Source organism: Pseudoxanthomonas sp. PXM04 (assembly GCF_014851695.1).
Taxonomy (GTDB): Bacteria; Pseudomonadota; Gammaproteobacteria; order Xanthomonadales; family Xanthomonadaceae; genus Pseudoxanthomonas_A; species Pseudoxanthomonas_A beigongshangi.
The window spans coordinates 266,553-292,668 of the sequence record NZ_JACVAG010000005.1; the positions used below are offsets into that span (position 1 = coordinate 266,553).

Below are 26,116 nucleotides of genomic sequence, written 5' to 3' on the forward strand. Positions count from 1 at the left end.
CAATGACCGATCCGCGTTTGCAGGCGCTGCAGCAGGCCGTGCCCGAGTTGCGCCTGACCACCGAAGCCGCCGAGCTGGAACATTACGGCCGCGACTGGACCCGCCGCTGGACGCCGGCGCCGCTGGCGATCGCGCTGCCGGCCACGGTGGAGGAAGTGCAGGCCATCGTGCGCTGGGCCAACGAAAACGGCGTGGCGGTGGTGCCGTCCGGCGGCCGCACCGGCCTGTCCGGCGGCGCGGTGGCGGCCAACGGCGAACTGGTGCTCAGCCTGGAGCGGATGAACAAGGTGCTGGCCTTCGACGCGGTCGATCGGAGCCTGACGGTGCAGCCGGGCATGGCGCTGGAGGCCGTGCATAACGTTGCCCGCGAACACGGACTGGTCTACCCGGTCGATTTCGCCGCGCGCGGTTCCTGTTCGATCGGCGGCAACATCGCCACCAACGCCGGCGGCATCCGGGTCATCCGTTACGGCAACACCCGCGAATGGATCGCCGGCCTCAAGCTGGTGACCGGCACCGGCGAACTGCTGGATCTCAATCGCGGGCTGATCAAGAACTCCAGCGGCTACGACCTGCGCCAGCTCGTCATCGGCTCGGAGGGCACCCTGGGCGTCGTGGTCGAGGCCACCCTGCGGCTGACCGACCCGCCGCCGCCGACCAACGTGATGCTGCTGGCGCTGCCCTCGTTCGAGGTGCTGATGCGGGTGTTCGCCGAGTTCCGCGCGCGCCTGCAACTGGAAGCCTTCGAGTTCTTCACCGAGCGGGCGCTCGAGCACGTGCTGGCGCACGGCGCGCAGCCGCCGTTCGCGGAAGTCCATCCCTATTACGTGGTCACCGAATTCGCGATCGGCGACGAGGCGAAGGAAACGGCGGCGATGGCCGCGTTCGAGGCCTGCCTGGAGCAGGGCTGGGTCAGCGACGGCGTGATCAGCCAGAGCGACGCCCAGGCCGCCCAGCTGTGGCGCCTGCGCGAGGGCATCACCGAGGCGCTGGCGCGCTACAAGCCGTACAAGAACGACGTGTCGGTGCGGATTTCGGCGATGCCGGCGTTCCTGGCCGAGACCCAGGCGCTGCTGGGCGATGCCTACCCGGATTTCGAGGTGGTCTGGTTCGGCCACATCGGCGACGGCAACCTGCACATCAACGTGCTCAAGCCCGATGGCCTGGACGATGCCGAATTCGTCCGCCAGTGCGAACACGTGACCAAGCTGCTGGCGGCCTCGCTGCGGCGGCACGGCGGCAGCATTTCCGCCGAGCATGGCATCGGCCTGGTCAAGAAGCCCTACCTGGACAGCACGCGCGGCGCCGCGGAAATCGCGGTGATGCGCGGGATCAAGCGGGTGCTGGATCCGAACGGGCTGATGAACCCGGGCAAGCTGTTCGACCCGGACTGACGGAACCTGCTTTTGTAGGAGCGACGTCAGTCGCGACCGTGCAAGGTCGGGGCAAGCGCGGTCGGCATTCAAGCGGGAAGGTCCGGGTCAAGGTCCATGAGGACCGATCCCGGCTTGGGGTGCCGGCCCGGACGACACGGTCGCGACTGACGTCGCTCCTACAAGGAGGGATTCAGGTGATTCGGGAGATTTGCGGTAGTCTTTGCCAACCCCTGATTCGAGTGTCTTTCCGCGCATGAAACGCCTGCTTGTCGCCAGCGCGCTGCTGGTCCTTTCGATTCCCGCTTTCGCCGGCAGCTTCGCCGGTTCCTCCGCCGGCGCCTCCTCGGCCGGTTCCTCCGCCTCGTCGGGCAGTTCCTCCGGCGACGACAAGGTGGTGCTGCAGGCCCGTGACGACGCCGCCAGCTTCGTGGCCAGCGAAGGCCGCATCCGCGGCGCGCGCCTGGAAGCCGCGCTGCGGCACCTGCGCGAACGCGACACGAACGCGCGCGAGGCCAGCGACATGGCCCTGGCGCAGGCCATCCTGGCGCTGTGAACCCGGGCGGCCGGAACCCGCGCCGCGCCGGCGCGGGCTTCCGCGCCCTGGCCCTGCTGGCGGCGCTCGCCTGCGTCGCCGGGCACGCGCAGGCATCGCCGCGCCTGCGGCTGGATTCCGCCGGTCTCCAACCCGATGAAATCGCCGCCAGCGAACGACTGCTGGCCGAGGCGGTCGCGCGACTGACACCGGCGATGCGCGCGACGCTGGATCGCGACATCCGCGTGCAGTGGAGCCCGCGCCTGGACGCGCAGGTGCATGGCCGCGCCACCGGTGATCGCCTGCTGCTCAACCGGAACCTGCTGGCTGGGCTCATGGCCTCGCCCGCAGTGGGCGAGGGCGACGGACGTCCGGCCCTGGCCGCGCTGCTGCACGAACTGGGACATTTCCTCGATCGCTCCGCGAGCGGCGCGATGTCGCGGGATCCGCGCCTGCTGGATCTGGCCGGCTGGCAGATCCGCGCCACGCCGGGCCTGACCCGGCTGATGGGGCGCCGGCGCGGCAACGATTTCCGCGAACGCAGCCCGGATCCTTACGAACTGCACAATCCCCGCGAATACGTCGCGGTGAACCTGGAGCATTTCCTGCTGGATGCCGACTACGCCTGCCGGCGACCGGCGCAGTACCGCTACTTCACGCAGCGCTGGGGGGCACCCGCGGTCGCGAGTGCGGCATGCGCGGATGGATTCGCCTACGTCGATGCGGGCGATGTGGGCGCAGGCGCGGATGCGGCGTCGGCGACCGGCGGACGGCTGGGCACGCTGGATCCGGAGCGGATCTACCAGGTGGATTACCTGCTGGCCGAAGGCAACGACGCGATGATGAGCCGCTGGGGGCACAGCATGCTGCGGCTGGTGATCTGCGCGCCAGGGCGGTCGCTCGGCCCGGATTGCCGGCTGGACCTGGAACACCACCGGGTGCTGTCGTTCCGCGCCTTCGTGGGCGATCTGCAGATTTCCAGCTGGCGTGGGCTGACCGGCCGCTATCCCTCGCGCCTGTTCGTGCTGCCGCTGGATCAGGTGATCGACGAGTACACCAAGATCGAGCTGCGCGGCCTGCAATCCGTGCCGCTGCGGCTGGAGCGCTCGGAAATCGCGACGCTGGTCGAGCGTGCCGCGCAGCTTCACTGGAGCTATGACGGCCACTACTTCTTCCTCGGCAACAATTGCGCGGTGGAAACCTACAAGCTGCTGCGCGACGGCGCGCCCCGGCTCGGCGACGCGGATCTGGGCGGCATCACCCCGACCGGGCTGGCGCGGCGATTGCAACGCGGCGGCATCGCCGACGGGACGGTGCTGGCGGATCCGGCGCGGGCGCTGCGCGAGGGATACCGCTTCGATTCACTGCGCGAGCGTTTCCAGGGTCTGTTCGAGGTCGCCCGCGCGCGGACGGATCTGCCGCAACGCGAAGTCGAGGAGTGGCTGGCCACGTCCCCGCAACAGCGGCGTCCGTGGCTGGAACGTGCCGATCTGAAGGCGGCCGCCGCGTTGCTGGTGCTCGAACAGGCGGCGCGACGGCAGCAGGAATCGCGGTTCCGCGAGGCGTTCAAGCGCCGCTACCTGCAATCAGGTGGGGATGAGCTGGGCGCGGCGGCCGGGACCTTGCGGACATTGCTGCGGGAAACCGCCTGGATGAGCCGCCCCGCGGATCTGCTCGAAGGCGCCGGCTATGGCTTGCCGCAGGCGGAAGAACGGACAGCGCTCCAGGCCGGCAGCGCGGCCCGGCGCGAACGCCTGCGCGATCTGGAGCGGCAGCTGGACCAGCAGGCCCGATCGCTGCTCAGTCCGGCCCAGGCCCGAGATCGCGAGGCCGTCGATGCCAACATCGCATGGCTGGGCGCGCACCTGCGCGAACTGCATCGCCAGGCCGGCGGACTGCAGCTGAACTGAGCTCAGGCGTTCTCGTCCAGCCAGCGGGTCATCAGCCGGCGCGGATGCGCGTCGTAGCCGCTGCGCTGGTAGATGCCGTGGGCGTGCTCGTTGTCGTCGCTGACTTCCAGCCGTACCGCGCGCAGGCCTTCGCGCCGGCACAGCGCTTCCACCTCGGCCAGGGCCAGCTTGCCCAGGCCGCCACCGCGCTGGGTGGGCAGGACGTACAACTCGTCCAGCAAGCCGTAGCGCCCGCCGAACTCCAGGCTGAAGCAGAAGCCGACCACGATGTAGCCGGCCAGCGTGCCGCCGCGTTCGATCAGCAGCAGGCGACCGTTGGCGGGATCGCGCAGCAGGGCGTCGAGCGCATCGCGCAGCATCGCCTCGTCCCACGGAATGTCCTCGTCGGCGTAGAACTCGCGGACGATCGGAACCAGCGTGTCAATGTCATCGGCGGTGGCGAGACGGAAGCGGGGCTCGGACATGACGCGTTCCAGGTTGAAGAATGAAAAACAAAAAGGGCGGGCCCTCGCGGACCCGCCCCGGAACCGCGGGCAGCGTCAGTCAGCTCGGCCGCCGAATTCGCCGGTGGTGGTGTTGACCAGGATGCGTTCGCCGTTGGTAATGTACTCGGGCACCATGATTTCGATACCGGTGCTCAACTTGGCCGGCTTCGGACGCTTGGTGGCGGTGCCGCCCTTCAGTTCCGGCGGGGTTTCCACCACTTCCAGGGCCACGTGCTGCGGCAACTGCAGGGCCACCGGGAGTTCATCGATGACCTGCACGTAGCAACCGGCCAGGCCGTCGGTGATGTAGCCGGCGTCATCGCCCAGCACGTCCGCATCCAGCGTGTACGGCGTGTAGTCCTCGTCGTCGAGGAACACGAAGGCGTCGCCGTCCTTGTACGAGAACGTGGCCTGGCGGCGCAGCAGCTCCACTTCGGTCAGGTTGTCGTCGGCATCGAAGCTGGCGTCCAGCTTGTTGCCGCCCGGCACGCTGTACATGGTGAAGCGGAAGCGCACGTTGCCGCCACGCCCCTGCGGCGAGCTGCGGTCGATGTCGCGGATCTGGTACACGCCGCCGTTGTGCTCGACGACGTTTCCTTTCTTGATGTCGAATGCTTTCATGGGATTGGGAATTCGGGATTGGGGATTCGGGAAAAGCAGGATGGGTTTCGGTGGAGTGCTTCTGCGAATCTCCAATCCCGAATCCCCAATCCCGGCTTACTTGGGTGCCAGCCGGACGGCGCCGTCGAGGCGGATCGTCTCGCCGTTGAGGTAGGTGTTGCCAAGGATGTAGGCGACCAGGTCGGCGAATTCGTCGGGCTTGCCCAGGCGCGAGGGGAAGGGGATCGACGCGCTGAGCGATTGCTGCACGGCCTCGGGCATGCCGTCGACCATCGGGGTCCAGAAGATGCCCGGGGCGATGGTCATCACCCGGATGCCGAAGCGCGACAGCTCGCGCGCCATCGGCAGGGTCATGCCGACCACGCCGCCCTTGGAGGCCGAGTAGGCGGCCTGGCCGATCTGGCCTTCGTACGCGGCCACGCTGGCGGTGTTGATGATCACGCCGCGTTCGCCGTCGGTGCCGGCCTCGTTGTGCTGCATCAGGTTGGCGGCGGCCTTGGCCACGTTGAAGCTGCCCACCAGGTTGACCAGCACCGTGGTCTGGAAGGTCGACAGCGGCATCGGCGCTTCCTTGCCCAGCACGCGACCGGCGCCGAGGATGCCGGCACAGTTGACGGCGGCGTTCAGCCCGCCGAGGAATTCGCTGGCGGCGGCGATGTTCGCGGTCACGCCGGCCTCGTCGGTGACGTCGGTGCGGAAGTAGCGGGCATTGGCCTCGCCCAGCGCGGCGACCGCGGCCGCGCCCTTGTCGTCGTTGACGTCGAACAGCGCGACCTTGCCGCCCTGCGCGACCAGATGCTGGGCCACGGCGAAGCCGAGGCCGGAGACGCCGCCGGTGATGACGGCGCGGGTAGCGGACACTTGCATGCGGGGAACCTGGGACGGAAAGACCCGCATTTTACGCGAATGACCGGTCGCCCCGGCAGCGGTGCGCGCTCAGCCGTTGGAGGCGCGGTCCAACGGCAGGTCCAGGCGGCGGGCGAACTCGTCCGGCGACAGGCCCGGGGCGAACAGGAAGCCCTGGCCGACCGGCACGCCCAGTTGCAGCAGGAACTGGCGCTGTGCCTCCGATTCCACGCCCTCGGCGACCAGTCCCAGGCCCAGGCTGCGGGCGATCGCGGAAACCGCCTGGCAGACCGCCACGTCGGAACGGTTGTTCGGCACGCCCTCGGTGAACAGCTGGCTGAGCTTGAGCCCGTGGATGGGCAGCCGGCGCAGGTAATTGAGCGCGCTGTAGCCTTCGCCGAAATCGTCGATGGTCAACACCACGCCCAACGCCTTGAGCCCGGCGAAGGTGCGCAGGGTGGACGGCGCGTCCTCGATCAGCACGCGTTCGGTGAACTCCAGCTCCAGCGCCGAACCCGGCAACTGGAACTCTTCGAGCAGGCGGCGCACCTTGTCGGCCAGATCCTCGCCGACGAACTGGCGATAGGAGACGTTGACCGCCACCCGCACGATGCCCAGGCCCTGATCGCGCCACTCCGCGACCTGGCGGCAGGCCTCGCGCAGCACCCAACTGCCGATGTTGACGATGTCGCCGGTGGTTTCGGCGTGACTGATGAACAGGTCCGGGCGCAGTTCGCCGAGCTGGTGGTTCTGCCAGCGGATCAGCGCCTCGGCGGCGACGATCCGGCCCTGGCGCAGATCCACCTGCGGCTGGTAGACCAGCCGGAATTCCTGGTTGTCCACCGCGCGCCGCAGCTGGGTCTCGATCTGCAGGCGATCCTGCTGGCGCTGCGCCAGTTCGGGCGAGAACACCTGCCAGCCGTTGCGGGCGCGGTGCTTGCTGTCGTACATCGCGATGTCGGCGTTCTGGATCAATTGTTGCGGGCGCAGGCCATCGTCGGGCGCACGCGCGATGCCGATGCTGGCGGTGATCGAAAATTCGTCCTGGTCGAAGCGGAAGGCCTCGGCGAACGCTCGCAAGATGGCGTCGGCGAGGCGCTCGGGCAGGGCACGGTCGCCGCCGGCATCGCAGACCACCAGGAACTCGTCGCCGCCGAAGCGCGCGATCATGCCGTGCTCGCCCACCGCGTCGCGGATGCGGTTGGCCGCCTGCACCAGCAGCTCGTCGCCGGCGTTGTGGCCCAGCACGTCGTTGATCATCTTGAAGCGGTCGAGATCGATGTACAGCACCGAAGCCTGCGGATGGACGGGATCGGCCAGGCGCTCGGCGATTTCGGTCAGCACCGCGTCGCGGTTCATCAGGCCGGTGAGCGGATCGGTGCGGGCCTGGATGCGCAGGGTCTCTTCCGCCTGCTTGTCGGTGGAGATGTCCTGCAGGGTGCCGGTGATCCGCGAGTTGCCGGGGTCGCCGGGCTCGGCGTCGCCGATCACCCGGATCCAGAACGGCTGGCCGTCGTGGCGGCGTCCCTGCAGCTCGAGATCGAAACCGGCGCCACCGGTGGCGACCCGTTCCACCATGCAACGCAGGCGCCGCCGATCCGGCTCGCGCAGGCAGGCCAGCAGCGCATCGAGGGTATCGGGGGGCAGGGCCGCACCGAGGATGCGGATGGCTTCCTCGGTCAGGTACAGGCGGTCGCGGGCGATGTCCCATTCCCAGCCGCCGATGTGCGCCAGCGACTGCGCGCGATCGAACAGCGCGCTGTCGCGCTTGAGCTCGGTCACGTCGCTGAACAGCGAAGTCACCTGTGCCGGCCGGTTGCCGCCGGGCAGGAACTGCGGCACCGAGGTGACCGTCAACCAGATCATCTGCCGGCGCTGGCGGTGGTACATGCCCAGCAGCGCGCTCTCGACGACATGGCCGGTATCCAGCGCGCGCTGCGCCGGCAGTTCGTCGCGGCGCAACTCGCGACCATCCGCCCCGACGATGCGCCAGTGTTCGATGCCCAACTCGTCGGCCGTGCGCTGATCCTCGCGGATGCCGAAGATGCGCATGGCCGCGCCGTTGCAGTACTGCAGGCCCAGATCGTGGTCCTGCACCACGATGCCCTTGTCGATGGTTTCCATCAGTTCGCGGTAGCGCATCTCCGCTTCCCGCCGCGTACTGATGTCGCGTGCCACCGCGACGATGCTCTTGCGCCCGTCGAAATTGATATTGGCCGAATGCACTTCGACCGGGAAGCGGCTACCGTCGCCGCGCATGTTGGTGACCTCGATGACATAGGTGTCACCACGGTTGAGCGTCTCCCAGACCGGCATCAGGTGATCGCGCGGCAGATCCGGGTTGAGCACGTTGATGTTCTTGCCGACGATCTCCTCGCGCGGCCGGCGGTAGGCGCGCATGCCGGCGCGATTGAGATCCATCACCGTCCCGTCCTCGGCGATGATGCTGACCGGATCGGGCACGGCGTCGAAAAGATTGCGGTAGCGCTGGCGTTCGGCTTCCGCGCTGGCCAGCGCGGCAAGCAGGGTCTCGCGGGCGCGGGCGAGCAGGGCGCGGGTTCCCTCGTCGACCGCGGGATCGGCCATCGCGCGGGCGATGGCCTGCAAGGTGGCTTCGGTCTCCGGCGCGACGGGGACGGCCGCCGGGCTGGCGGCATCGTCCGGGGCCGACGCGCCGGCGACGTTCATGTGGCCGCCATCGCCTTGCCGGCCTTGCTGCCGGTCTCGCGGCCGAGCAGGGCGGCGAGCCAGCGGCCGGTTTCGCCCAGCCGGTCCAGGTCGACACCGGTGGCGATGCCCATGCCGTGCAGCATGTAGACCACGTCCTCGCTGGCGACGTTGCCGCTGGCACCCTTGGCGTAGGGACAGCCGCCGGTCCCCGAGACCGCGGCGTCGACCACCCGCACGCCTTCCTCCAGGCACGCCAGGATGTTGGCCAGCGCCTGGCCGTAGGTGTCGTGGAAATGCACCGCCAGCGACGATAGCGGCACCACGCTGGCGACCGCCTGCAGCATCGCGCGCGCCTTCAGCGGGGTGCCCACGCCGATGGTGTCGCCGAGCGAAATCTCGTAGCAGCCCAGTTCGTGCAGCCGGCTCGCGACCCTGACCACGTCGGCCACCGGCACATCGCCCTGATAGGGGCAACCGAGCACCGTGGACACGTAGCCGCGAACCCGCACTCCGTCGGCGGCGGCGCGCGCCAGCACCGGCCGGAAGCGCTCGATGGATTCATCGATGCCGGCATTGATGTTCTTGCGGTTGAACGCTTCGGAAGCGGCGGTGAACACCGCGATTTCCTCCACGCCGACCGCGCGCGCGCGGTCGTAGCCGGTCTCGTTCGGCACCAGCACCGGATAGGCAACACCCGGTTCGCGATGGATCCCCGTGAACACTTCCGCCGCGTCGGCCAGTTGCGGCACCCAGCGTGGACTGACGAAGCTGGTGGCCTCGATGGTGCGCAGGCCGGTTCGGGAGAGGCGATCAATGAGTTCGATCTTGTCGGCGGTGGCGATCACCGCCTTCTCGTTCTGCAGGCCGTCGCGCGGACCGACCTCGACGATGCGGACGAAGTCGGTCATGGCGCGGCCTCCGTGCCGGCGCGGCGCAGGCGCGGATTGCGCGAGGCGGGATCGAAGCTGTCGAACAGCCCCGGATCCGCCACCAGCGTCGCCCGCAGTGCGTCGGCCTCGCCTCCCAGCAGGTACACCATCGTGTCGACCTCGCGAATGCCCGGGTCGCCCTGCTGGATGCGTTCGAGCGCGCGGCTGGCCCGCGGCATCGCCACTTCCAGCACGTCGTCGGCGATGCGGTACTTGAGCAGCAGCACGCTGGTGGCGGGCAACTTGCTGTTTCCCGCCGGCGCTTTCGGGTCGTTGAACAGATCGCGCATGTCGTCCTGGTCCAGCGCCAGGTAGCGCGTGCCGTCGAGTTCGAAACCCAGCGCGCGGAACCGGGTGCGCGGCGTCTTGCCGCTTTCGACCAGCGAGACCTGGCACTGCGCGTCGATCTCGGCGTAGTCGCCGGAGCCCAGCGGCATCTTTTCCGGATCCGCGCCGGGCAACGGCAGCCAGCGGCCGGCCAGGGCCGGGTCGCAGCCCAGTTCGGCGGGAGCGCGTTCGAACATCAGGCAGCCGGGCAGGGCCGGCAACGCGAGGGCCAGCAGGAACAACAGCGGCATGCGGCGGCGGCCCGTCATTCCAGGGTCACCAGGACGGCATCGGCTTCGACGAAGTCGCCGGCGCTGGCGCGCAGCTCGCCCACCACGCCATCGCGCGGGGCCTTCAATGCCAGCTCCATCTTCATCGCTTCCATCACCAGCAGTTCCTGGCCCGTGGTCACCGTGTCGCCGGCCTTGGCGCGGACCACCACCACGCGGCCGGGCATCGGCGCGCGCACGCGGTGGTCTCCCCCGGCATCGGCGGTCGCGGTCCTGCGATAGGCGGGCACCTGTTCCAGCACGACCCGTTGCCGGCCGTCGTGGACGGTGATGCGCTCGCCTTCCCGCAGGACGCGGAAACGCCGTGCTTCATGATCCATACGCAAACCGAGCAGGTCGCCGGTCAACCGCGCGCCCTCGATGGCGTGGGTGCGGCCGTCGTGTTCGATGGCATAGCGGCCCTGGGTACCCTGTGCCTTCAGGGCGAAGGTCTGTCCCCGGTGGACGAAACTCAGCGGCCGCTGGCCGGCATGGCCCAGCCGCCAGCCGTCGGCGATGGCCCAGGGCGAACCCGGATCGGCGGACGCGCGCGCGGTATCGGCGGCAGCGGCCTCCTGCGCGAGCAGGGTGGCGGTGGCGGCGGCCAACAGGGCGGCCGGGTCGGGTTCGCCGGCGGCGAGGAACTCGTCCAGGTGCCGATCCAGGTAGCCGGTATCGATGCGCCCCTCCAGCACCGCCGGGTGGCGCGCCAGCCGCTCCAGGAACGCGATGTTCGACTTCGGCCCGATCACGTCGCACTGTTCGAGCGCGTCGCGCAGGCGCGCCAGCGCGGCGGGGCGGTCGCGGTCGTGGACGATCAGCTTGGCAATCATCGGATCGTAGAAAATGGTGACCGTGTCGCCTTCGGTCACGCCCGAATCGATGCGCACGTGCGGGTCCGTCGGCGGCAGCCGCAGGCGCTCCAGCTGGCCCGAACCGGGCAGGAACCCGGCTTCCGGATCCTCGGCGTACAGGCGCACCTCGATGGCGTGGCCCTGCTGCGGAATCGCGTCCTGCGCCAGCGGCAGCGGCTCGTCGGCCGCCACCCGCAACTGCCACTCCACCAGGTCCAGGCCGGTGGTCATCTCGGTGACCGGGTGCTCGACCTGCAGGCGGGTGTTGATCTCCATGAAGAAGAATTCGCCGTCGGGTGCGACGATGAATTCGACCGTGCCGGCATTGACGTAGTCGATCGCCTGCGCGGCGAGGATGGCGGCCTGGCCCATCGCCGCGCGTTGCGCCGGGGTCAGGAACGGCGAGGGCGCTTCCTCCAGCACCTTCTGGTAGCGCCGCTGCGCCGAACACTCTCGCTCGTTGAGATGCAGGGTATGGCCGTGGCGATCGGCGAACACCTGGATCTCGATGTGGCGCGGCGTGGACACGTAGCGTTCCAGCAGCACGCGGTCGCGGCCGAAGGCGTTGGCCGCCTCGCGCTGGCAGCTTTCCAACTGGGCGATGAAGTCGTCCAGCCGGTGCACGATCCGCATGCCCTTGCCGCCACCGCCGTGGGCGGCCTTGATCATCAGCGGGAAGCCGATCCGTGCGGCCTCGCGCGACAGCGTGTTGGGCGATTGATCCTCGCCGGTGTAGCCCGGCACCACCGGCACGCCGGCGGCGGCCATCAACTCCTTGGCGCCGGCCTTGCTGCCCATCTTGCGCATCGACGCCGCGCCCGGGCCGATGAAGACCAGACCCGCCGCTTCCACCGCCTCGGCGAAGTCGGCGTTCTCCGACAGGAAGCCATAGCCGGGATGGATGGCCTGCGCGCCGCTGCGGCGCGCGACTTCCAGAATGGCGTCGCCGCGCAGGTAGCTGTCGGCCGGCCGCGGCCCGCCGATCGGCCAGGCCTCGTCCGCCTGGCGCACGTGCTGTGCGTCGGCGTCGGCTTCCGAATACACCGCAACGGTGCGGATGCCGAGGCGACGGCAGGTGCGGATCACGCGGCAGGCGATTTCGCCGCGGTTGGCGATGAGGATCTTGTCGAACATGCGGGTCGGGATTTCCGTGTCGGTTCGGTAGGAAAGCGAGGCGAGGATCAGGCCGGCGCGTGGCAGACCGCTTCGACGTTGTTGCCGTCGGGATCGATCACGAACGCGGCGTAGTAATCGGGATGGTAGTGCGGGCGCAGGCCCGGGGCGCCGTTGTCGGTCGCGCCCGCAGCCAGGGCCGTGGCATGGAAGGCATCGACGGCGCCGCGGTCGGGGGCGACGAAGGCGACATGGGTGCCGGTGCCCGGACGCGCGCCGGTGCCGACCCAGAACGCCGGCTTGCGCGGCGGTCCGAATCCGCAGCCCTGGTAGCCACCCGGGCCGGTTTCGCGCTCGGTCACTTCCATGACCACCGCGTAGCCCAGCGGTGCGAGCACCCGTTCGTAGAAAGCGCGGCTGCGCGGATAGTCGGCGACGGCAAAACCAGCATGGTCAATCATGTCGGCACACCTTGGAGGGAAGAGGGCGGCGCGCTCCCCGCGCCAGTGGCGTCAGCGCGCGGGCACCCAGGCCGGCGCGCGTTTTTCCAGGAAGGCGGACAGGCCTTCCTGGCCTTCGGCCGACACCCGCAGGCGCGCGATCAGCGCGGCATTGTCGGCATCCAGGCAATCACGGTCCGCCTGCGCGGCGACCCGGGTGACCAGTTGCTTGGCGGTGGCGGCGGCCTGCGGTCCGGCCTTGAGCAGCAGATCGATCTGGCGTTGCACCGCCGCATCCAGCGCGTCGGCTTCGACCACCTGGTGCAGCAGGCCGATGTCCAGCGCGGTGGCGGCGTCGAAAATCTCGGCGGTCGCGAACCAGCGCCGGGCCTGGCGCGGCCCGATCGCGGCAATGACGTAGGGCGAAATCACCGCCGGCAACAGACCGAGTTTGCTCTCGGTCAGCCCGAACTTCGCCTCCGGCACGCCGATGGCGATATCGCAGCAGGCCACCAGACCGACGCCACCACCGAACGCCGCGCCATGCACGCGTGCGAGAGTCGGACGCGGCAGTTCGTCCAGCGTGCGCATCAGTCGGGCCAGCGCCAGCGCGTCCTCGCGGTTCTCGGCTTCGCCGGCGGCGGCCATGCCGCGCATCCAGTTCAGATCGGCCCCGGCCGAGAACGAGGCGCCGGCACCTTCCAGGACCACTACCCGGACATTGGGGTTGGCTCCAGCCCCTTCCAGTTCACGGGTCAGCTGCGCGATCAGGCCGGCGTCGAACGCGTTGTGCAGTTCCGGGCGGTTCAGCCGCAGCCGCAACACGCCATCATCCAGATGGCTGGCCAGCGCCGGTGCGTGCGGCTCCGTCATGTCTGCTCCTCCCGAAAGCGGCAAATGATAGCCCCTGCGCCGATTTTGGCCTTCGTGCGCTGCGGCGATGCTACAATGAGAATAGTTCGCATTTGAGAGTTGCCGCGTGATGCTGACCGAATTGCCTCCCCGGACCCTGGCCATCGTCGAATCGGTCGACGACAGCCACCCCAACGACAACATCGCCCGCCGCCTGCGCGAGCTGGGTTTTGTCGACGGCGAGGAGGTGCAGATCGTCGCCAAGGGACCGCTGGGCGCCGAACCGCTGCTGGTGCAGGTGGGCTTCACCCGTTTCGCCCTGCGTCGCAGCGAGGCGGCGCGGATCCGGGTCCGTCCGGCGGGAGCGGCGGCATGAGCGCGCAGCCATTGCGGCTGGCCCTGGTCGGCAACCCGAACTGCGGCAAGACCGCGCTGTTCAACCAGCTGACCGGCAGTCGCCAGAAGGTCGCCAACTACGCCGGTGTGACCGTCGAGCGCAAGGAAGGACGCCTGCACACCGCGTCGGGACGCAGCTATGCGCTGCTGGATCTGCCCGGCGCCTACAGTCTGCATGCCGCCAGCCTGGACGAGGCGGTCACCCGTGATTTCTGCCGTGGCTTCCTGCCCGGCGAGGCGCCGCCGGACGTGCTGGTCTGCGTGGTCGATGCCACCAACCTGCGCCTGCACCTGCGTTTCGCGCTCGAAGTGCGCGAGCTCGACAAGCCGATGATCCTGGCGGTCAACATGATGGACGCCGCGCGCCGCCGCGGCATCCGCGTGGATCTGGAAGCACTGTCGCGCGAACTCGGCGTGCCGGTGGTGGAGACGGTGGCGGTCAAGCACAACGGCGCGCGCGCGCTGGTCGAGCAGATCGAGCGCATGGCCGACGCGCCGCATCCGCCGAAGCACCGGCTGGGCGGCGACGCCGACCTGCACGCGGAAACGCGCCGTCTGCTGTCGCTGGCGGTGGACATGCCGCAACGCACCGCCCAGGTGGACGACGCGCTGGATCGCTGGCTGCTGCACCCGGTGATCGGCTTCGTCGCGCTGATCGTGGTGATGTTCCTGATCTTCCAGGCGGTGTACGCCTGGGCCACCCCGTTGATGGATCTGATCGAAGCGGGGACCGGCGCACTGGGCGAATGGGTGGCCGGCACGCTGCCGGAAGGCCCGCTCAACAGCCTGCTGGTGGACGGCATCATCGCCGGCGTCGGTGGCGTGATCGTGTTCCTGCCGCAGATCCTGATCCTGTTCGCCTTCATCCTGGCGCTGGAGGAATCCGGCTACCTGCCGCGCGCGGCGTTCCTGCTGGATCGGATGATGGCCTCGGCCGGCCTGTCGGGGCGTTCCTTCATCCCGTTGCTGTCGAGCTTCGCCTGCGCCATTCCCGGCATCATGGCGACCCGTTCGATCCAGGATCCGCGCGATCGCCTGGCGACAATCCTGGTCGCACCATTGATGACCTGCTCGGCGCGCCTGCCGGTGTATGCGCTGCTGATTGGCGCGTTCGTGCCGGAAAAGAAGATCGGCATGTTCAACCAGCAGGGGCTGGTCCTGTTCGGCCTGTACGTGGCGGGCATCCTCAGCGCGCTGCTGGTGGCCTGGGTCATGAAGAAGTGGCGCCGCGACAAGAGCGAGCACCCGCTGATGCTGGAGCTGCCTTCCTATCGCATTCCCCATCCGCGCGATCTCGCGATCGGCCTGTGGGAGCGCGCCTGGATTTTCCTGCGCCGGGTCGGCGGCATCATCCTGGCGATGACAGTGCTGCTGTGGGTGTTGCTGAACTTCCCCGCGCCACCGGTCGACGCGGTGGGGCCAGCCATCGACTACAGCTTTGCCGGCCGCATCGGTCATGCGATGGCGGTGTTCTTCGCGCCGCTGGGCTTCAACTGGCAGATCTGCATCGCGCTGATTCCGGGCCTGGCGGCACGTGAAGTGGCGGTGGCGTCGCTGGCCACGGTCTACGCGCTGTCCGCGGCCGACGACGACGCAGCCGCGCAGGCGTTGTCGCCATTGATCAGCGATGGCTGGTCGCTGGCGACCGCGCTGTCGCTGCTGGTCTGGTACATCTATGCGCCCATGTGTCTGTCCACGCTGGCGACCATCAAGCGGGAGACCAACTCGTGGAAGCAGATGTCGTACGCGGCGTTCTACCTGTTCGCGATGGCCTATGTCGCCTCGCTGCTGACCTACCAGATCGCCAAGGCGCTGGGAGCGGGCTGACGTGGACGGCTCGCTGATCCTGCAATACGCGATCATCGGCCTGCTGGCGCTGGCCAGCGTGTGGGTGGTGCTGAAGAAGCAGTTTCCGGGCACGCTGCGCAAGGCGCGGGTGGCGTTGGCGCTGCCGTTGCTGCGCGAGGGTCGTCCAGGCTGGTTGCATGCGCTGGGGCGCTGGATCGCGCCGGAGCCGCGCGGTTCCGGTGGTGGCGACGGCTGCGGCGGCTGCAACAGTTGCGGGCCGTCGTCGAAGGTCTGACCGCCTAGAACACCCGCGCCAGCACCCAGCCGACGAAGAAGCCGTACGAGGCCAGCGTGGTCCAGCCATTGCCCGCGGCGGCGGACAATGGAATCCGCTGGCTGCGCGCGTAGAGTCCGTCAAACAGCGCAAGGCCCAGTGGGACCATGGCGAAGCCGACCGCCCCGGCCGACCACAGATCGGGAAGCGTGCCGGGCAACAAAGGCTGCATGGCGATGCCACCCAGCAGGAATCGCAAGGCATCGAAGCTGCGTCGCCAATGAATCAGGGTGGCGGGAACGACCAGCGGGTACGCCAGCCAGTCCACTCCCGACAGCGCGGCCAGGACCAGGCCCGTCACTGCCAGCAACACCGGTATCAGCGTGCGTCGGCTCTCGTTGGCGGAACCGTTGTCGCCGAGGCTGATCGCGTGCAGCCATACCATCAGGCGCCAGCCGCCCTGGATTGCCAGGGCAACTCCACCGACCACCAGCGCGGTCGGCAGGGCAGGGCGCGATTGCGCGAACACGACCGGTGCGAGCAGATAGCCCAGCAGTGCCAACAGGACGGCGCGTGCCAGGATCGGCAACCAGCGCCAGACGCCGAGATAGTCCTTGCGGGCAAGTTGCCGGAAGAACTGATCCTGGCCCGGATCAATGCCATCCGGCAGATCGCCGTAGTCCTCGCTCAGGCGTTGCGACAACCGGGCGATGCGCGCGGACATTCCCGGCACGCAGGCGATGGCCAGCGCCTGCGGCCATCGGAAAGGGCGCTTGAGCTGGCGGATCGCCAGCGGACGTGGCTCGTCGTAGCGGGAAGTCTGCTCGCGTTCGATCGCCCAGCGCACCGCCATCCGTTGCTCCAGCCAATAGTCCTGCTGGCCGAAGAAGGTTTCCAGCGCGGACAGGTTCGCGGGTGGAATCGTGACGCCGTCGTAACCCAGGCGCTGGAACAGCGCATCGCCGACCGACTGTTTCAGTTCCAACTGGTAAAGGTCGTCGTGTGCCGCTAGCCAGGCCGACAGTACGGCGGGAGGCGTATCGCGGGCCCGTTGCACGGTTTCCGCGAAAAAACCATCGAAGTCGAAGCGTCGCGTGGTCGCATCCGCAACCGCGGAGGCCGCCGCTGCGGCGGCGCTGGCGACCGGCGATGGCAGGTGCGGCGTGCGCCCGGAGATCAGCGCGTCCAGTTGTTCCGCGTCGAGCAGGACGGTGTGCGCCGTCGCGGGATCCGCCAGCAGTTCCGTTTCCCCGTGTCCATGTTCCCGTCCGGCCCGCGGCTGGTCGTCATCGCCGACCGTGGCTACGTCCGCCGCTTCGATGTCGTCTTCCTCTTCCTCCCAGGCGGCCGCCATCGCCCGCTGCCGGCAATGCTGGAGGGCTTGTTGGTAGGCCTCGTGCAGGCGCTGGAAACCTTCCGGATCGTCATCCGGCCGGGTGACCTTCAGGCGTCGCGCGTAGGCGCGCTTGATCGCGCTTTCGTCCGCGTCGCGGGGGACGCCCAGCAGATCGAACGGAGCCATCTCAGGCCTGCGACTCGATGTGCTGGAGCATGGCGGCGAAATGGGTGCGGTGTTCGCGGATCACGTCGGGATCCTGGCTGTCGAGCGCGCCGCGGAAGCGCACCAGCGCGTCCTGCAGATCGCCGCGTGCCCACAGCAGTTCCTCGTACAGGCGCTCGGCGCGGGCGATCAGGCTGAGGTTCTCCTGCTGGTCGCGCGGGTGGATCTTCAGTGCCGCCAGCGTCGCCAGGCGTTCGCGGATCTCGGCCTGCGAGAGGATGCCCGGGTTCTGTTCCAGGATGACCTCGTGGGTCTCGCCGGTGGCGACCACGGTGGCCTCGACCTGGAGCAGGCCATTGACGTCGTAGGTGAAACGGATGTCCACCGGGTTCTCGTGCGCGGCCTTGGCCGGGACCGCCACGCTGATCTTGCCCAGCCGCACGTTGTGCTCCACCCGCGGGCTTTCGCCCTGGAAGATCTCGAATTCCACCTGCCGTTGCCAGTCCTGCAGCGGCTGGTAGCGCTCGACCCGGCTGACCGGCACCGTGCTGTTGCGGTGGATGATTGGCGAGAAGATGCCGCTGGTGACCTGGCCGTTGGCCCCCTGCTGGCTGGTGCCGACGCCGAGGGTGTGCGGACAGACATCGGTGAGGATCACTTCCTCCAGCTTCTCGTCGCGCGCCTTCATGCCGGCCGCGATCGCCGCGCCCACCGCGATGGCTTCGTCGGGATTGATGTGGCGCAGCGGCAGCCGGCCGAACATGCGCGACACCAGCCGTGCCGTCAGCGGCATCCGCGAAGCGCCGCCGACCAGCACGATGTCGTCCAGCTGCGCGGGCGTGAGCCGGGCGTCGCGCATGGCGCGTTCCAGCGGCGCGCGCAGGCGCTGCACCAACGGTTCGCAGATGCGGGCGAAACGGGCTTCGTCGAGCTGCCAGCTGCGTGCCTGCCCGGCCAGCGTCAGTTCGACGGCATGTTCGGTGGCCGACGCGTGCGAGAGCTCGCGCTTGAGCAGTTCCAGCCGGCGCAGCAGTTGCGCCGATTCGGCCGGTTGCAGCGTGCCCGGGGCGATGCCGAGATCCTGCAGGCAGGCATCGCGCAGCGCATGCAGGAAATCCTCGCCGCCGAGGAAGTTGTCGCCGGCGCTGGCGTGCACTTCCATCACGCCCTCGAACATTTCCAGGATCGACACGTCGAAGGTGCCGCCGCCCAGATCGAACACCAGGAAGCGTCCGCCGCCTTCGCGTTGCTGCAGGCCGTAGGCCAGCGCCGCCGCGGTGGGTTCGTTGATCAGCCGCTCGACCTTGATGCCGGCCAGCTCGCCGGCGATGCGGGTCGCCTTGCGCTGGGCGTCGCCGAAGTAGGCGGGCACGCTGATGACGGCTTCGCCGACCTTCTGGCCAAGGTGCGCCTCGGCGTCGGCGATCAGCGCGCGCAGCACCAGCGCCGATAGTTCCTCCGGCCGGAAGGAATGCTTGCCGAGCCGGGTGACCCGATCAGTGCCCATCCAGCGCTTGAAATGCGCCACGCTGGACTGCGGATGGGTAATCAGGCGCTCGCGCGCGGCTTGCCCGACCAGCACCGCGTCCTGGTCATCCACGCTGACCACCGACGGCGTCAGGTAGCTGTTCAGCGCATTCGGAATCAGCTGTGGTCCCTGTTCGCCATACACGCCCACCAGCGAATGGGTGGTCCCCAGATCAATGCCGACAATCATTCAGTCCCCTGGATCCTTCCCTGCATCGGCGATCAGTGTAAGGGCAGGGAAGCAGTGGCGGGTACCCGGAGGATGCGGCGCGCTCGCCCGCAGGCGGTCTTCAGCGACGCGGCCCGCGGCCACCCGGCCGCGGGAACATCTCCACGCTCAGGGTGAAGGTGCGCTGCTCGCCCGGCTGCATCGCGCCCACGCCGACCACCTGGCGGGTGACTTCCTCGCCACGATCGTTGCGGATGCTCATCACCACCGAGTACTCCCAGGGACCGCCATCGGCGGGATGGCGGACGCTGCCCTCCACCTTCAGCGGCACCACCGTCTGCGCCGTGCGCGCGGCCGCCAGCGACGCCTCGTCGAAGCGCAGGTGGTGGCGGCACGCCGGGCAGACCGCGGCGCTTTCCAGGATGGTGGTCTTGCAGTGCGGGCAGGTACGGGTCGCCCCGGCCATCCCCGGGCGCGGGCTGCTCATGCCTTAGCCGGCGTCTGGACCGTTGGCCGCCTTGGCGGCGCGCGGCGCGGCCTTGTCCTCTTCCCAGCCGAAGTCGGCCTGGCCGCGCATCCGCGAACCGGCCGCGACGGTCAGCGAGCCGGCCTTGACGTCGCCGACCAGCACGCCGGAGGCGAGCAGCTCCACCCGCGAGGCGGATTCGATGTTGCCCTCCAGCTCGCCGGCGATGATCACCTTCTTGGCACGCACGCCGCCGTTCAACTTGGCGCCGTTCTCGATGGTGAGGTCGCCCTGCACGTTGACGTCGCCCTTGAACTTGCCGGCGATGCGGATGTGGCCGGTGCCCTCGATCTTGCCCTCGATGGTCAGGTCGGCGGCGATCAGCGATTCCTTGAGCTCGCGCTCGGGGGCGGGGGCCGCGCGCATGCCCGGTGGATTGCTGACGGTCGGGGAAAAATCCGCGGCCGCCGTGGATTCGCGCGCAGGCGCGGGCGAAGGTTCCGGCGGCAGCGGAACGGCATCCTTCTTGGCGGGGCCTTGGTCTTTCCAGATGGACATAAAGCGGCAACTCCGGGCGATGTGAACGGCCGACTATCGCCCGTCGCCGGGGTCAAGGTTGTGACCGTCTTTGCCCATTGGTCGGTTCGTCACCCTGATTCATGCGAGGGTCGGCGATGTGCAGGCCGCGCTCACGCAGCTGAAGAGGGGGCGGTCAGCGGCCGCCGGCGACGTCGAGGAAGGTGCCGCTGGTGTAGCTGGCTTCCTCCGAAAGGAGCCAGAGAATCGCCCGGGCGACCTCTTCGGGCTGGCCACCGCGTTTCATCGGCACAAACGCCTTGACCCGTTCCACCCGGTCCGGTTCGCCGCCGCTGGCATGCATGTCGGTATGGATGAACCCGGGACGCACCGCGTTGACCCGGACACCGTCGGCGGCGACTTCCTGGGCCAGCCCGACCGTGAGCGTATCCAGCGCCCCCTTGGAGGCGGCATAGTCGACGTACTCGCCGGGGGAACCGGTGCGCGCCGCCACCGAGGACACGTTGACGATCGCGCCGCCGCGGCCGCCCCGGCGGGTCGACATGCGCCGGATCGCCTCGCGGCAGCAGAGCAGGGGGCCCACCACGTTCGTGGCCAGGATGCGCTGCACGCGGGCCGCGTCCATCGCCTCCACCCGCATCTGGGTTTCCAGCACGCCGGCATTGTTGACCAGCGCATCGAGCGGCCCGAAGGCGCCGTCCACTTCCGCGAACAGGCGTTCCACTTCGGCTTCCACCGCGATATCGGCGACGAACGCGGCGGCCTGCCCGCCGTCGGCGCGGATGCGCTCGACCAGCGCGTGCGCGGCGACGGCATCGCGCCGGTAGTTGATCGCCACCGTGTAGCCGCGCGCGGCGGCCAGGCGGGCGGTGGCTGCGCCGATGCCGCGGCCGCCGCCGGTCACCAGCAGGACAGGCGCCGCCATGGACTACATCCGGAACACGCCGAAGCGCGCCGGTTCGATCGGTGCGTTGAGCGAGGCCGACAGGCCGAGGCCGAGCACGCGGCGGGTGTCGGCCGGATCGATGATGCCGTCGTCCCACAGCCGCGCGGTGGCATACCAGGGACTGCCCTGGGTTTCGTATTGATCGCGGATGGGGGCCTTGAAGGCTTCTTCCTCTTCCGCCGCCCAATGGCCGCCGCCGGCCTCGATGCCATCGCGCCGGACCGTGGCCAGCACGCTCGCGGCCTGCTCGCCGCCCATCACGCTGATGCGCGCGTTGGGCCACATCCACAGGAAGCGCGCGCCGTACGCGCGTCCGCACATCGCGTAGTTGCCGGCGCCGAAGCTGCCGCCGATGACGACGGTGAACTTGGGTACCGACGAACAGGCCACGGCGGTGACCATCTTGGCGCCGTCCTTGGCGATGCCGGCGTTCTCGTACTTGCGGCCAACCATGAAGCCGGTGATGTTCTGCAGGAACACCAGCGGGATGCCGCGCTGATTGCACAGTTCGATGAAGTGCGCGCCCTTGAGCGCGCTCTCGGAAAACAGGATGCCGTTGTTGGCGACGATGCCGACCGGATAGCCGTGCAGGTGGGCGAAGCCGGTCACCAGGGTCTTGCCGTAGCGCGCCTTGAATTCGTCCAGTTCGCTGCCGTCGGTGATGCGGGCGATGACCTCGCGGATGTCGAACGGGCGGCGGGTGTCCTTCGGCACGATGCCGTACAACTCGTCGGCCGGATGCAGTGGCTCGCACGCTTCGCGCACCGCGACCGGCACGGCCTTGCGCCGGTTGAGGTTGCCGACCAGGCGGCGGGCGATCTGCAGGGCGTCGCGATCATCTTCGGCGAAGTGATCGGCCACGCCGGACACGCTGGTATGCACGTCGGCGCCACCCAGCGCCTCGGCATCGACGACTTCGCCGGTGGCGGCCTTCACCAGCGGCGGGCCGCCCAGGAAGATGGTGCCCTGTTCCTTGACGATGATCGATTCGTCGCTCATCGCCGGCACGTAGGCGCCGCCGGCGGTGCAACTGCCCATCACCACCGCGATCTGCGGAATGTTGTCGGCGCTCAGGCGCGCCTGGTTGTAGAAGATCCGGCCGAAGTGCTCGCGATCCGGGAACACTTCGTCCTGCAGCGGCAGGAACGCGCCGCCGGAGTCGACCAGGTAGATGCAGGGCAGGCGGTTCTCACGCGCCACTTCCTGCGCGCGCAGATGCTTCTTCACCGTCATCGGGAAGTACGTGCCGCCCTTGACCGTGGCATCGTTGGCGACCACTACCACTTCCTGGCCCATCACCCGGCCGATGCCGCAGACCATGCCGGCGGCGGGCGCGGCGCCGTCATACATGTCCTCGGCGGCCAGCGGGGCGATTTCCAGGAACGGCGAACCGGGATCGAGCAGTGCGGTGATGCGGTCACGCGCCAGCAGCTTGCCGCGCTCGGTATGGCGCTGGCGTGCCTTGTCGCCACCGCCGTCCGCGGCCCGGGCCAGGCGGCGATCGAGTTCGGCGACCAGCGCACGATGGTATTCGGCGTTGTCGAGGAATTCCTGCGAACGCGGATCGAGTTGCGAAGTGATGGCGGACATGCGGCGACCGGAACGGGAAAGGCGGCATGTAAACACAAAGCCGCAGGTCCGCCAAACTTTCCGCGCCGCAAAAAAACAAGGCCCGCTTGCGCGGGCCTTGTCGTGTTCGGCGTTGGCCGGACGATTACTTCTTGGCTTCTTCAGCCTTGGCGTCAGCCTTGTCGGCCACTTCGGCAGCCTTGTCGGCGGTCGCCTGGGCGGCGTCGGCCACGGCGCCAGCCGCGGTGGCGGCAGCGTCGGTGGTGGCAGCGGCAGCGGCGTCGCCAGCCTGGGCGGCGGCGTCGGCGGTGGCGGCGGCAGCGTCGGTGGCAGCGGCAGCAGCGGCGTCGCCAGCGGCGGCAGCGGCGTCACCAGCGGCGGTGGCGGCGTCGCCGGCGGCGGTGGCAGCCTGGTCGGCGGCGGCAGCGGCGTCGGTCGCGGCGGCGTCGGTGGTTTCGCTCTTGTTGCAGGCGCTCAGGGCCAGAACGGCGGCGGCCAGCAGGATGTAGAACTTGGTCTTCATTTGGATCCCCAGTGAGGTTTTGGTTGAGAGCAAAACGGGTGAGCGTCCTTGCCCGCTGGGACAGCGGCGCCAGTGCCCGGGCCCGGGTACAGAAAAAGCCGCCAATCAACCGGCGGCTTTTTCAATTTTAACGCTATGAAGCTAAGAAGTGATTACTTCTTTTCTTCGGCCGGAGCAGCAGCGTCCTTGGCAGCGTCGGCAGCCTGGCCGGCGGCGTCGGAAGCCTGGCCAGCGGCGTCGGCAGCAGCGTCGGCAGCGGCGGCGGTGCCAGCGGCAGTGGCGTCGGTGGCGGCGGTGGCAGCAGCGTCAGCGGCGGTGGCAGCGGCGTCGGCCGACTGCTGGGCGGCGTCGGCGGTCGCGGTGCCGGCCTGGGCGGCGGCGTCGGCAGCAGCCTGGGCTTCGGTCGCAGCGGCGTTGGCGTCGGCAGCGGCGTCAGCAGCCTGTTCCTGGTTCGAGCACGCAGCCAGGGCGAAACCCAGAGCCAGCGCGATCAGAGCCTTGTTCATGGTCATGTTGCATTTCCTCGTCGTTAGTTAGGCAACGCGCTATTGCGCGCCTGCAACATGATGACAAGCCAGTTACGCCTGTCAAGCGGTCCGCTGGTTATTTTTGTCAAACCTTCGTTAAAGCACCCATCGAACCGCCAAAAAGGCAAGCGGCCGGGTATCCGGGGGATACCGCGACCGCCCGGGCAGGGGGATGGCTCAGACGATTTCCACCGCGATCGCGGTGGCTTCGCCGCCGCCGATGCACAGCGACGCCACGCCGCGCTTGCCGCCGCGCTGGCGCAGCGCGTTGATCAGGGTGACCACCAGGCGGGCACCGGAAGCGCCGATCGGATGGCCCAGCGCACAGGCGCCGCCGTTGACGTTGAGCTTGGCGTGCGGAATGCCGAGATCCTTGATCGGTGCCATCGCGACCACCGCGAAGGCTTCGTTGACCTCGAACAGATCCACCTGGTCCACGGTCCAGCCGACCTGCTTGAGCAGCTTGTCGATCGCGCTGACCGGAGAGGTGGTGAACCACTCCGGCTGCTGCGAGAAGGTGGCGTGGCCGACGATTTTCGCCAGCGGCTGCAGGCCGCGCCTGGCGGCTTCCTCGGCGGTCAGCAGGACGGTGGCGGCGGCGCCGTCGGAAATGCTGGACGAGCTGGCCGCGGTGACGGTGCCGTCCTTCTTGAACGCCGGCTTGAGGGTCGGGATCTTGGCCAGGTCGGACTTGCCGGGTTGTTCGTCGGTACTCACTTCAACCTCGCCCTTGCGGGTGGCGACCTTGACCGGAACGATCTCGGCGTCGAAGGCACCGGACTGCTGGGCGGCCTGCGCGCGCTTGACCGATTCGGTCGAGTAGGCGTCCTGTTCCTCGCGGGTGAAGCCGTACTTGGCGGCGGTGGCTTCGGCGAACACGCCCATGGCCTGGCCGTCATACGGATTGGTCAGGCCGTCCCAGGCCATGTGGTCGACCGCCTGGAAGTTGCCGAAGCGGTTGCCGGTGCGCGAGTTCGGGATCATGTGCGGGGCGTTGGTCATCGACTCCATGCCGCCGGCGACCACGATGCTGGCCGAACCGGCCTTGATCAGATCGTGGCCCAGCATGATCGCCTTCATGCCCGAACCGCAGACCTTGTTGATGGTGGTGCAGCCGACGTCGGTCGGCAGGCCCGCGGCCAGCGAGGCCTGGCGCGCGGGTGCCTGGCCCAGGTTGGCCGGCAGCACGCAGCCCATGATGACCTCGGAGACGTCGGCGGCGGGGACGCCGGCCTGCTCCAGCGCCGCGCGGATGGTCGCCGCGCCCAGGGTCGGGGTCGGCACGCCGGTGAACTGGCCCATGAAGGAACCGATGGCGGTGCGCTTGGCGGCGGCGATGACGATATCGGACATGAAACGGAACCTCGTGTAGGGATGGCCGGATTATCCCGCTCGCGGTGCGGTGCAGCAATCGGCCGTTCGGACAGGGGGATGCCGCCTGGCGGACCAGGCGGCGGTGGAATGCCTGTTCAGGCGCGGCCGTCGAACAGTTCGCGGCCGATCAGCATGCGCCTGATTTCGTTGGTGCCGGCGCCGATGGCGTAGAGCTTGGCGTCGCGGAGCAGGCGGCCGGTGTCGAACTCGTTGATGTAACCGTTGCCGCCCAGCGCCTGGATGGCCTCCAGGGTGACCTGCACCGCAGCCTCGGAGGCATGCAGCAGGCAGCCGGCCGCGGCGGCGCGCGAGCCGGTGCCGGCATCGTAGTCGCGGGCGACCTGGTAGGCGAAGGCGCGGCTGGACTGCAGCGCGGTGTACATGTCGGCCAGCTTGCCCTGCATCAGACCGAAAGTGCCGATCGGCGAATCGAACTGGCGGCGTTCGCGCACGTAGGGCAGGGTGATGTCCATGGCCGCCTGCATCAGCCCAATCGGACCACCGGTCAGCACCAGCCGCTCGGTGTTGAGGCCGCTCATCAGCACGCGCACGCCCTGGTGGACTTCGCCCAGCACGTTCCCGGCGGGAATCTCGCAGTTCTCGAACACCAGTTCGCAGGTGTTGCTGCCGCGCATGCCCAGCTTGTCCAGCTTCTGCGCGGTTGAGAAACCCTTCATGCCGCGCTCGACGATGAAGGCGGTCATGCACTTGCTGCCCGCCTCCTTGCCGGCGGTGCGCATGTAGACCAGCAGCACGTCGGCTTCCGGTCCGTTGGTGATCCACATCTTGTTGCCGTTGGCGACCCACACGCCGTCGCGCAGTTCGGCGCGGCAGCCCATCGAGCCGACCACGTCGGAGCCGGCGCCGGGTTCGCTCATCGCCAGCGCGCCCTTCCATTCGCCGGTGCACAGCTTCGGCAGGTACTTGCGGCGCTGGGCGTCGCTGCCGTTGAGGAACAGGTTGGAAACGCACAGGTTCGAGTGCGCGCCATAGCTCAGGCCGACCGAACCGGACGCGCGCGAGATTTCCTCCATCGCCACCAGGTGCGCCAGGTAGCTCATGCCGCTGCCGCCGAAGGCCTCGTCCACGGTCATGCCCAACAGGCCCATTTCGCCCAGCTTGGGCCACAGGTCCTGCGGGAACACGTTGTCGTGGTCGATCTGCGCGGCGCGCGGAGCTATCTCGGCATCCGCGAACCGGCGCACGGCGTCGCGCAGCGCGTCGATTTCCTCGCCAAGCGGAAAAGCAGCGATTGAAACGGGTCGCATTCGGTCCTCCCTCCTATTGCGGCCTGT

General features: G+C 68.8%; 25 protein-coding genes. 6 read left to right on the forward strand and 19 right to left on the reverse strand.

The window, feature by feature from the left end; translation table 11 throughout:
* The first annotated feature begins 2 nt into the window (after window positions 1-2).
* The 3 genes from IB228_RS14055 (at window position 3) to IB228_RS14065 (ending at window position 3,818) form a co-directional block, all read left to right on the forward strand.
* The gene (locus tag IB228_RS14055) at window positions 3-1,394 is read left to right on the forward strand and encodes an FAD-binding oxidoreductase (RefSeq protein WP_192198936.1); all 1,392 of its coding nucleotides are present in this window, start codon (window positions 3-5) and stop codon (window positions 1,392-1,394) included.
* Window positions 1,395-1,629: 235 nt separating this feature from the next.
* Entirely contained in the window at window positions 1,630-1,929 is a 300-nt protein-coding gene (locus IB228_RS14060; protein WP_183637183.1) for a DUF2388 domain-containing protein, read from the forward strand.
* Window positions 1,926-3,818: a DUF4105 domain-containing protein gene (locus IB228_RS14065; protein WP_318289279.1), complete on the forward strand. Its 1,893-nt coding sequence runs from the start codon at window positions 1,926-1,928 to the stop codon at window positions 3,816-3,818. The genes IB228_RS14060 and IB228_RS14065 overlap by 4 nt, the downstream gene beginning before the upstream one ends.
* Window positions 3,819-3,820: 2 nt before the next feature.
* On the opposite strand, the gene IB228_RS14070 is transcribed toward IB228_RS14065, so the two are convergent.
* The 9 genes from IB228_RS14070 to IB228_RS14110 form a co-directional block, all read right to left on the reverse strand.
* Window positions 3,821-4,282: a GNAT family N-acetyltransferase gene (locus IB228_RS14070; RefSeq protein WP_192198937.1), complete on the reverse strand. Its 462-nt coding sequence runs from the start codon at window positions 4,280-4,282 to the stop codon at window positions 3,821-3,823.
* A gap of 75 nt (window positions 4,283-4,357) precedes the next feature.
* Window positions 4,358-4,924, reverse strand: coding sequence for an elongation factor P-like protein YeiP (yeiP, locus tag IB228_RS14075; protein ID WP_183637177.1), 567 nt, complete (start codon window positions 4,922-4,924; stop codon window positions 4,358-4,360).
* A 96-nt stretch (window positions 4,925-5,020) separates the two neighbouring features.
* The gene (locus IB228_RS14080; protein ID WP_192198938.1) at window positions 5,021-5,791 is read right to left on the reverse strand and encodes an SDR family NAD(P)-dependent oxidoreductase; all 771 of its coding nucleotides are present in this window, start codon (window positions 5,789-5,791) and stop codon (window positions 5,021-5,023) included.
* Window positions 5,792-5,860: 69 nt separating this feature from the next.
* Window positions 5,861-8,458 carry an EAL domain-containing protein gene (locus IB228_RS14085; protein WP_225562459.1) on the reverse strand — a complete coding sequence of 866 codons (2,598 nt, stop codon included), beginning with the start codon at window positions 8,456-8,458 and terminating at the stop codon, window positions 5,861-5,863.
* A complete protein-coding gene (locus tag IB228_RS14090; protein ID WP_192198939.1) occupies window positions 8,455-9,348 on the reverse strand; it encodes a hydroxymethylglutaryl-CoA lyase in 894 nt (297 codons plus the stop codon). The genes IB228_RS14085 and IB228_RS14090 overlap by 4 nt, the downstream gene beginning before the upstream one ends.
* Window positions 9,345-9,965, reverse strand: a complete 621-nt coding sequence (locus tag IB228_RS14095; protein WP_192198940.1) for a hypothetical protein — start codon at window positions 9,963-9,965, stop codon at window positions 9,345-9,347. The genes IB228_RS14090 and IB228_RS14095 overlap by 4 nt, the downstream gene beginning before the upstream one ends.
* A complete protein-coding gene (locus tag IB228_RS14100; RefSeq protein ID WP_225562460.1) occupies window positions 9,962-11,953 on the reverse strand; it encodes an acetyl/propionyl/methylcrotonyl-CoA carboxylase subunit alpha in 1,992 nt (663 codons plus the stop codon). Before IB228_RS14100 ends, IB228_RS14095 begins: the two co-directional genes overlap by 4 nt.
* Before the next feature lie 47 nt (window positions 11,954-12,000).
* Entirely contained in the window at window positions 12,001-12,393 is a 393-nt protein-coding gene (locus IB228_RS14105; RefSeq protein ID WP_183637165.1) for a VOC family protein, read from the reverse strand.
* Between the two features lie 51 nt (window positions 12,394-12,444).
* The gene (locus tag IB228_RS14110; protein WP_183637164.1) at window positions 12,445-13,245 is read right to left on the reverse strand and encodes an enoyl-CoA hydratase-related protein; all 801 of its coding nucleotides are present in this window, start codon (window positions 13,243-13,245) and stop codon (window positions 12,445-12,447) included.
* 106 nt (window positions 13,246-13,351) lie between these two features.
* Here IB228_RS14110 and IB228_RS14115 point away from each other — a divergent pair, with 106 nt between their 5' ends.
* The 3 genes from IB228_RS14115 to IB228_RS14125 are packed head-to-tail and all read left to right on the forward strand — an operon-like array spanning window position 13,352 to window position 15,703.
* Window positions 13,352-13,600 (forward strand): ferrous iron transport protein A, encoded by a 249-nt coding sequence (locus tag IB228_RS14115; RefSeq protein ID WP_183637162.1) that lies wholly within the window; start codon window positions 13,352-13,354, stop codon window positions 13,598-13,600.
* The gene (feoB, locus tag IB228_RS14120; RefSeq protein WP_192198941.1) at window positions 13,597-15,447 is read left to right on the forward strand and encodes a ferrous iron transport protein B; all 1,851 of its coding nucleotides are present in this window, start codon (window positions 13,597-13,599) and stop codon (window positions 15,445-15,447) included. The genes IB228_RS14115 and feoB overlap by 4 nt, the downstream gene beginning before the upstream one ends.
* Before the next feature lies 1 nt (window position 15,448).
* Window positions 15,449-15,703, forward strand: a complete 255-nt coding sequence (locus tag IB228_RS14125; protein ID WP_183637156.1) for a DUF6587 family protein — start codon at window positions 15,449-15,451, stop codon at window positions 15,701-15,703.
* A gap of 4 nt (window positions 15,704-15,707) precedes the next feature.
* Here IB228_RS14125 and IB228_RS14130 read toward each other — a convergent pair whose 3' ends face one another.
* The 10 genes from IB228_RS14130 to IB228_RS14175 all read right to left on the reverse strand — a co-directional run bounded on the left by IB228_RS14130 (window position 15,708) and on the right by IB228_RS14175 (window position 26,089).
* Window positions 15,708-17,204, reverse strand: a complete 1,497-nt coding sequence (locus IB228_RS14130) for a hypothetical protein (protein WP_192198942.1) — start codon at window positions 17,202-17,204, stop codon at window positions 15,708-15,710.
* Between the two features lies 1 nt (window position 17,205).
* A complete protein-coding gene (locus IB228_RS14135; protein ID WP_192198943.1) occupies window positions 17,206-18,900 on the reverse strand; it encodes a molecular chaperone HscC in 1,695 nt (564 codons plus the stop codon).
* A 100-nt stretch (window positions 18,901-19,000) separates the two neighbouring features.
* Window positions 19,001-19,366, reverse strand: a complete 366-nt coding sequence (locus tag IB228_RS14140) for a hypothetical protein (protein WP_183637146.1) — start codon at window positions 19,364-19,366, stop codon at window positions 19,001-19,003.
* A gap of 3 nt (window positions 19,367-19,369) precedes the next feature.
* The gene (locus IB228_RS14145; protein ID WP_192198944.1) at window positions 19,370-19,903 is read right to left on the reverse strand and encodes a polymer-forming cytoskeletal protein; all 534 of its coding nucleotides are present in this window, start codon (window positions 19,901-19,903) and stop codon (window positions 19,370-19,372) included.
* Window positions 19,904-20,057: 154 nt separating this feature from the next.
* Window positions 20,058-20,807, reverse strand: a complete 750-nt coding sequence (locus IB228_RS14150; RefSeq protein ID WP_192198945.1) for an SDR family oxidoreductase — start codon at window positions 20,805-20,807, stop codon at window positions 20,058-20,060.
* A gap of 3 nt (window positions 20,808-20,810) precedes the next feature.
* Window positions 20,811-22,418 (reverse strand): carboxyl transferase domain-containing protein, encoded by a 1,608-nt coding sequence (locus IB228_RS14155; protein WP_192198946.1) that lies wholly within the window; start codon window positions 22,416-22,418, stop codon window positions 20,811-20,813.
* A gap of 124 nt (window positions 22,419-22,542) precedes the next feature.
* The gene (locus IB228_RS14160) at window positions 22,543-22,920 is read right to left on the reverse strand and encodes a hypothetical protein (protein ID WP_183637134.1); all 378 of its coding nucleotides are present in this window, start codon (window positions 22,918-22,920) and stop codon (window positions 22,543-22,545) included.
* 152 nt (window positions 22,921-23,072) lie between these two features.
* Window positions 23,073-23,432 carry a hypothetical protein gene (locus tag IB228_RS14165; protein ID WP_183637131.1) on the reverse strand — a complete coding sequence of 120 codons (360 nt, stop codon included), beginning with the start codon at window positions 23,430-23,432 and terminating at the stop codon, window positions 23,073-23,075.
* Between the two features lie 192 nt (window positions 23,433-23,624).
* Complete coding sequence (locus IB228_RS14170) at window positions 23,625-24,800, reverse strand: thiolase family protein (RefSeq protein WP_192198947.1); 1,176 nt, start codon at window positions 24,798-24,800, stop codon at window positions 23,625-23,627.
* A gap of 116 nt (window positions 24,801-24,916) precedes the next feature.
* A complete protein-coding gene (locus tag IB228_RS14175) occupies window positions 24,917-26,089 on the reverse strand; it encodes an acyl-CoA dehydrogenase family protein (protein ID WP_183637127.1) in 1,173 nt (390 codons plus the stop codon).
* Window positions 26,090-26,116: the final 27 nt, after the last annotated feature.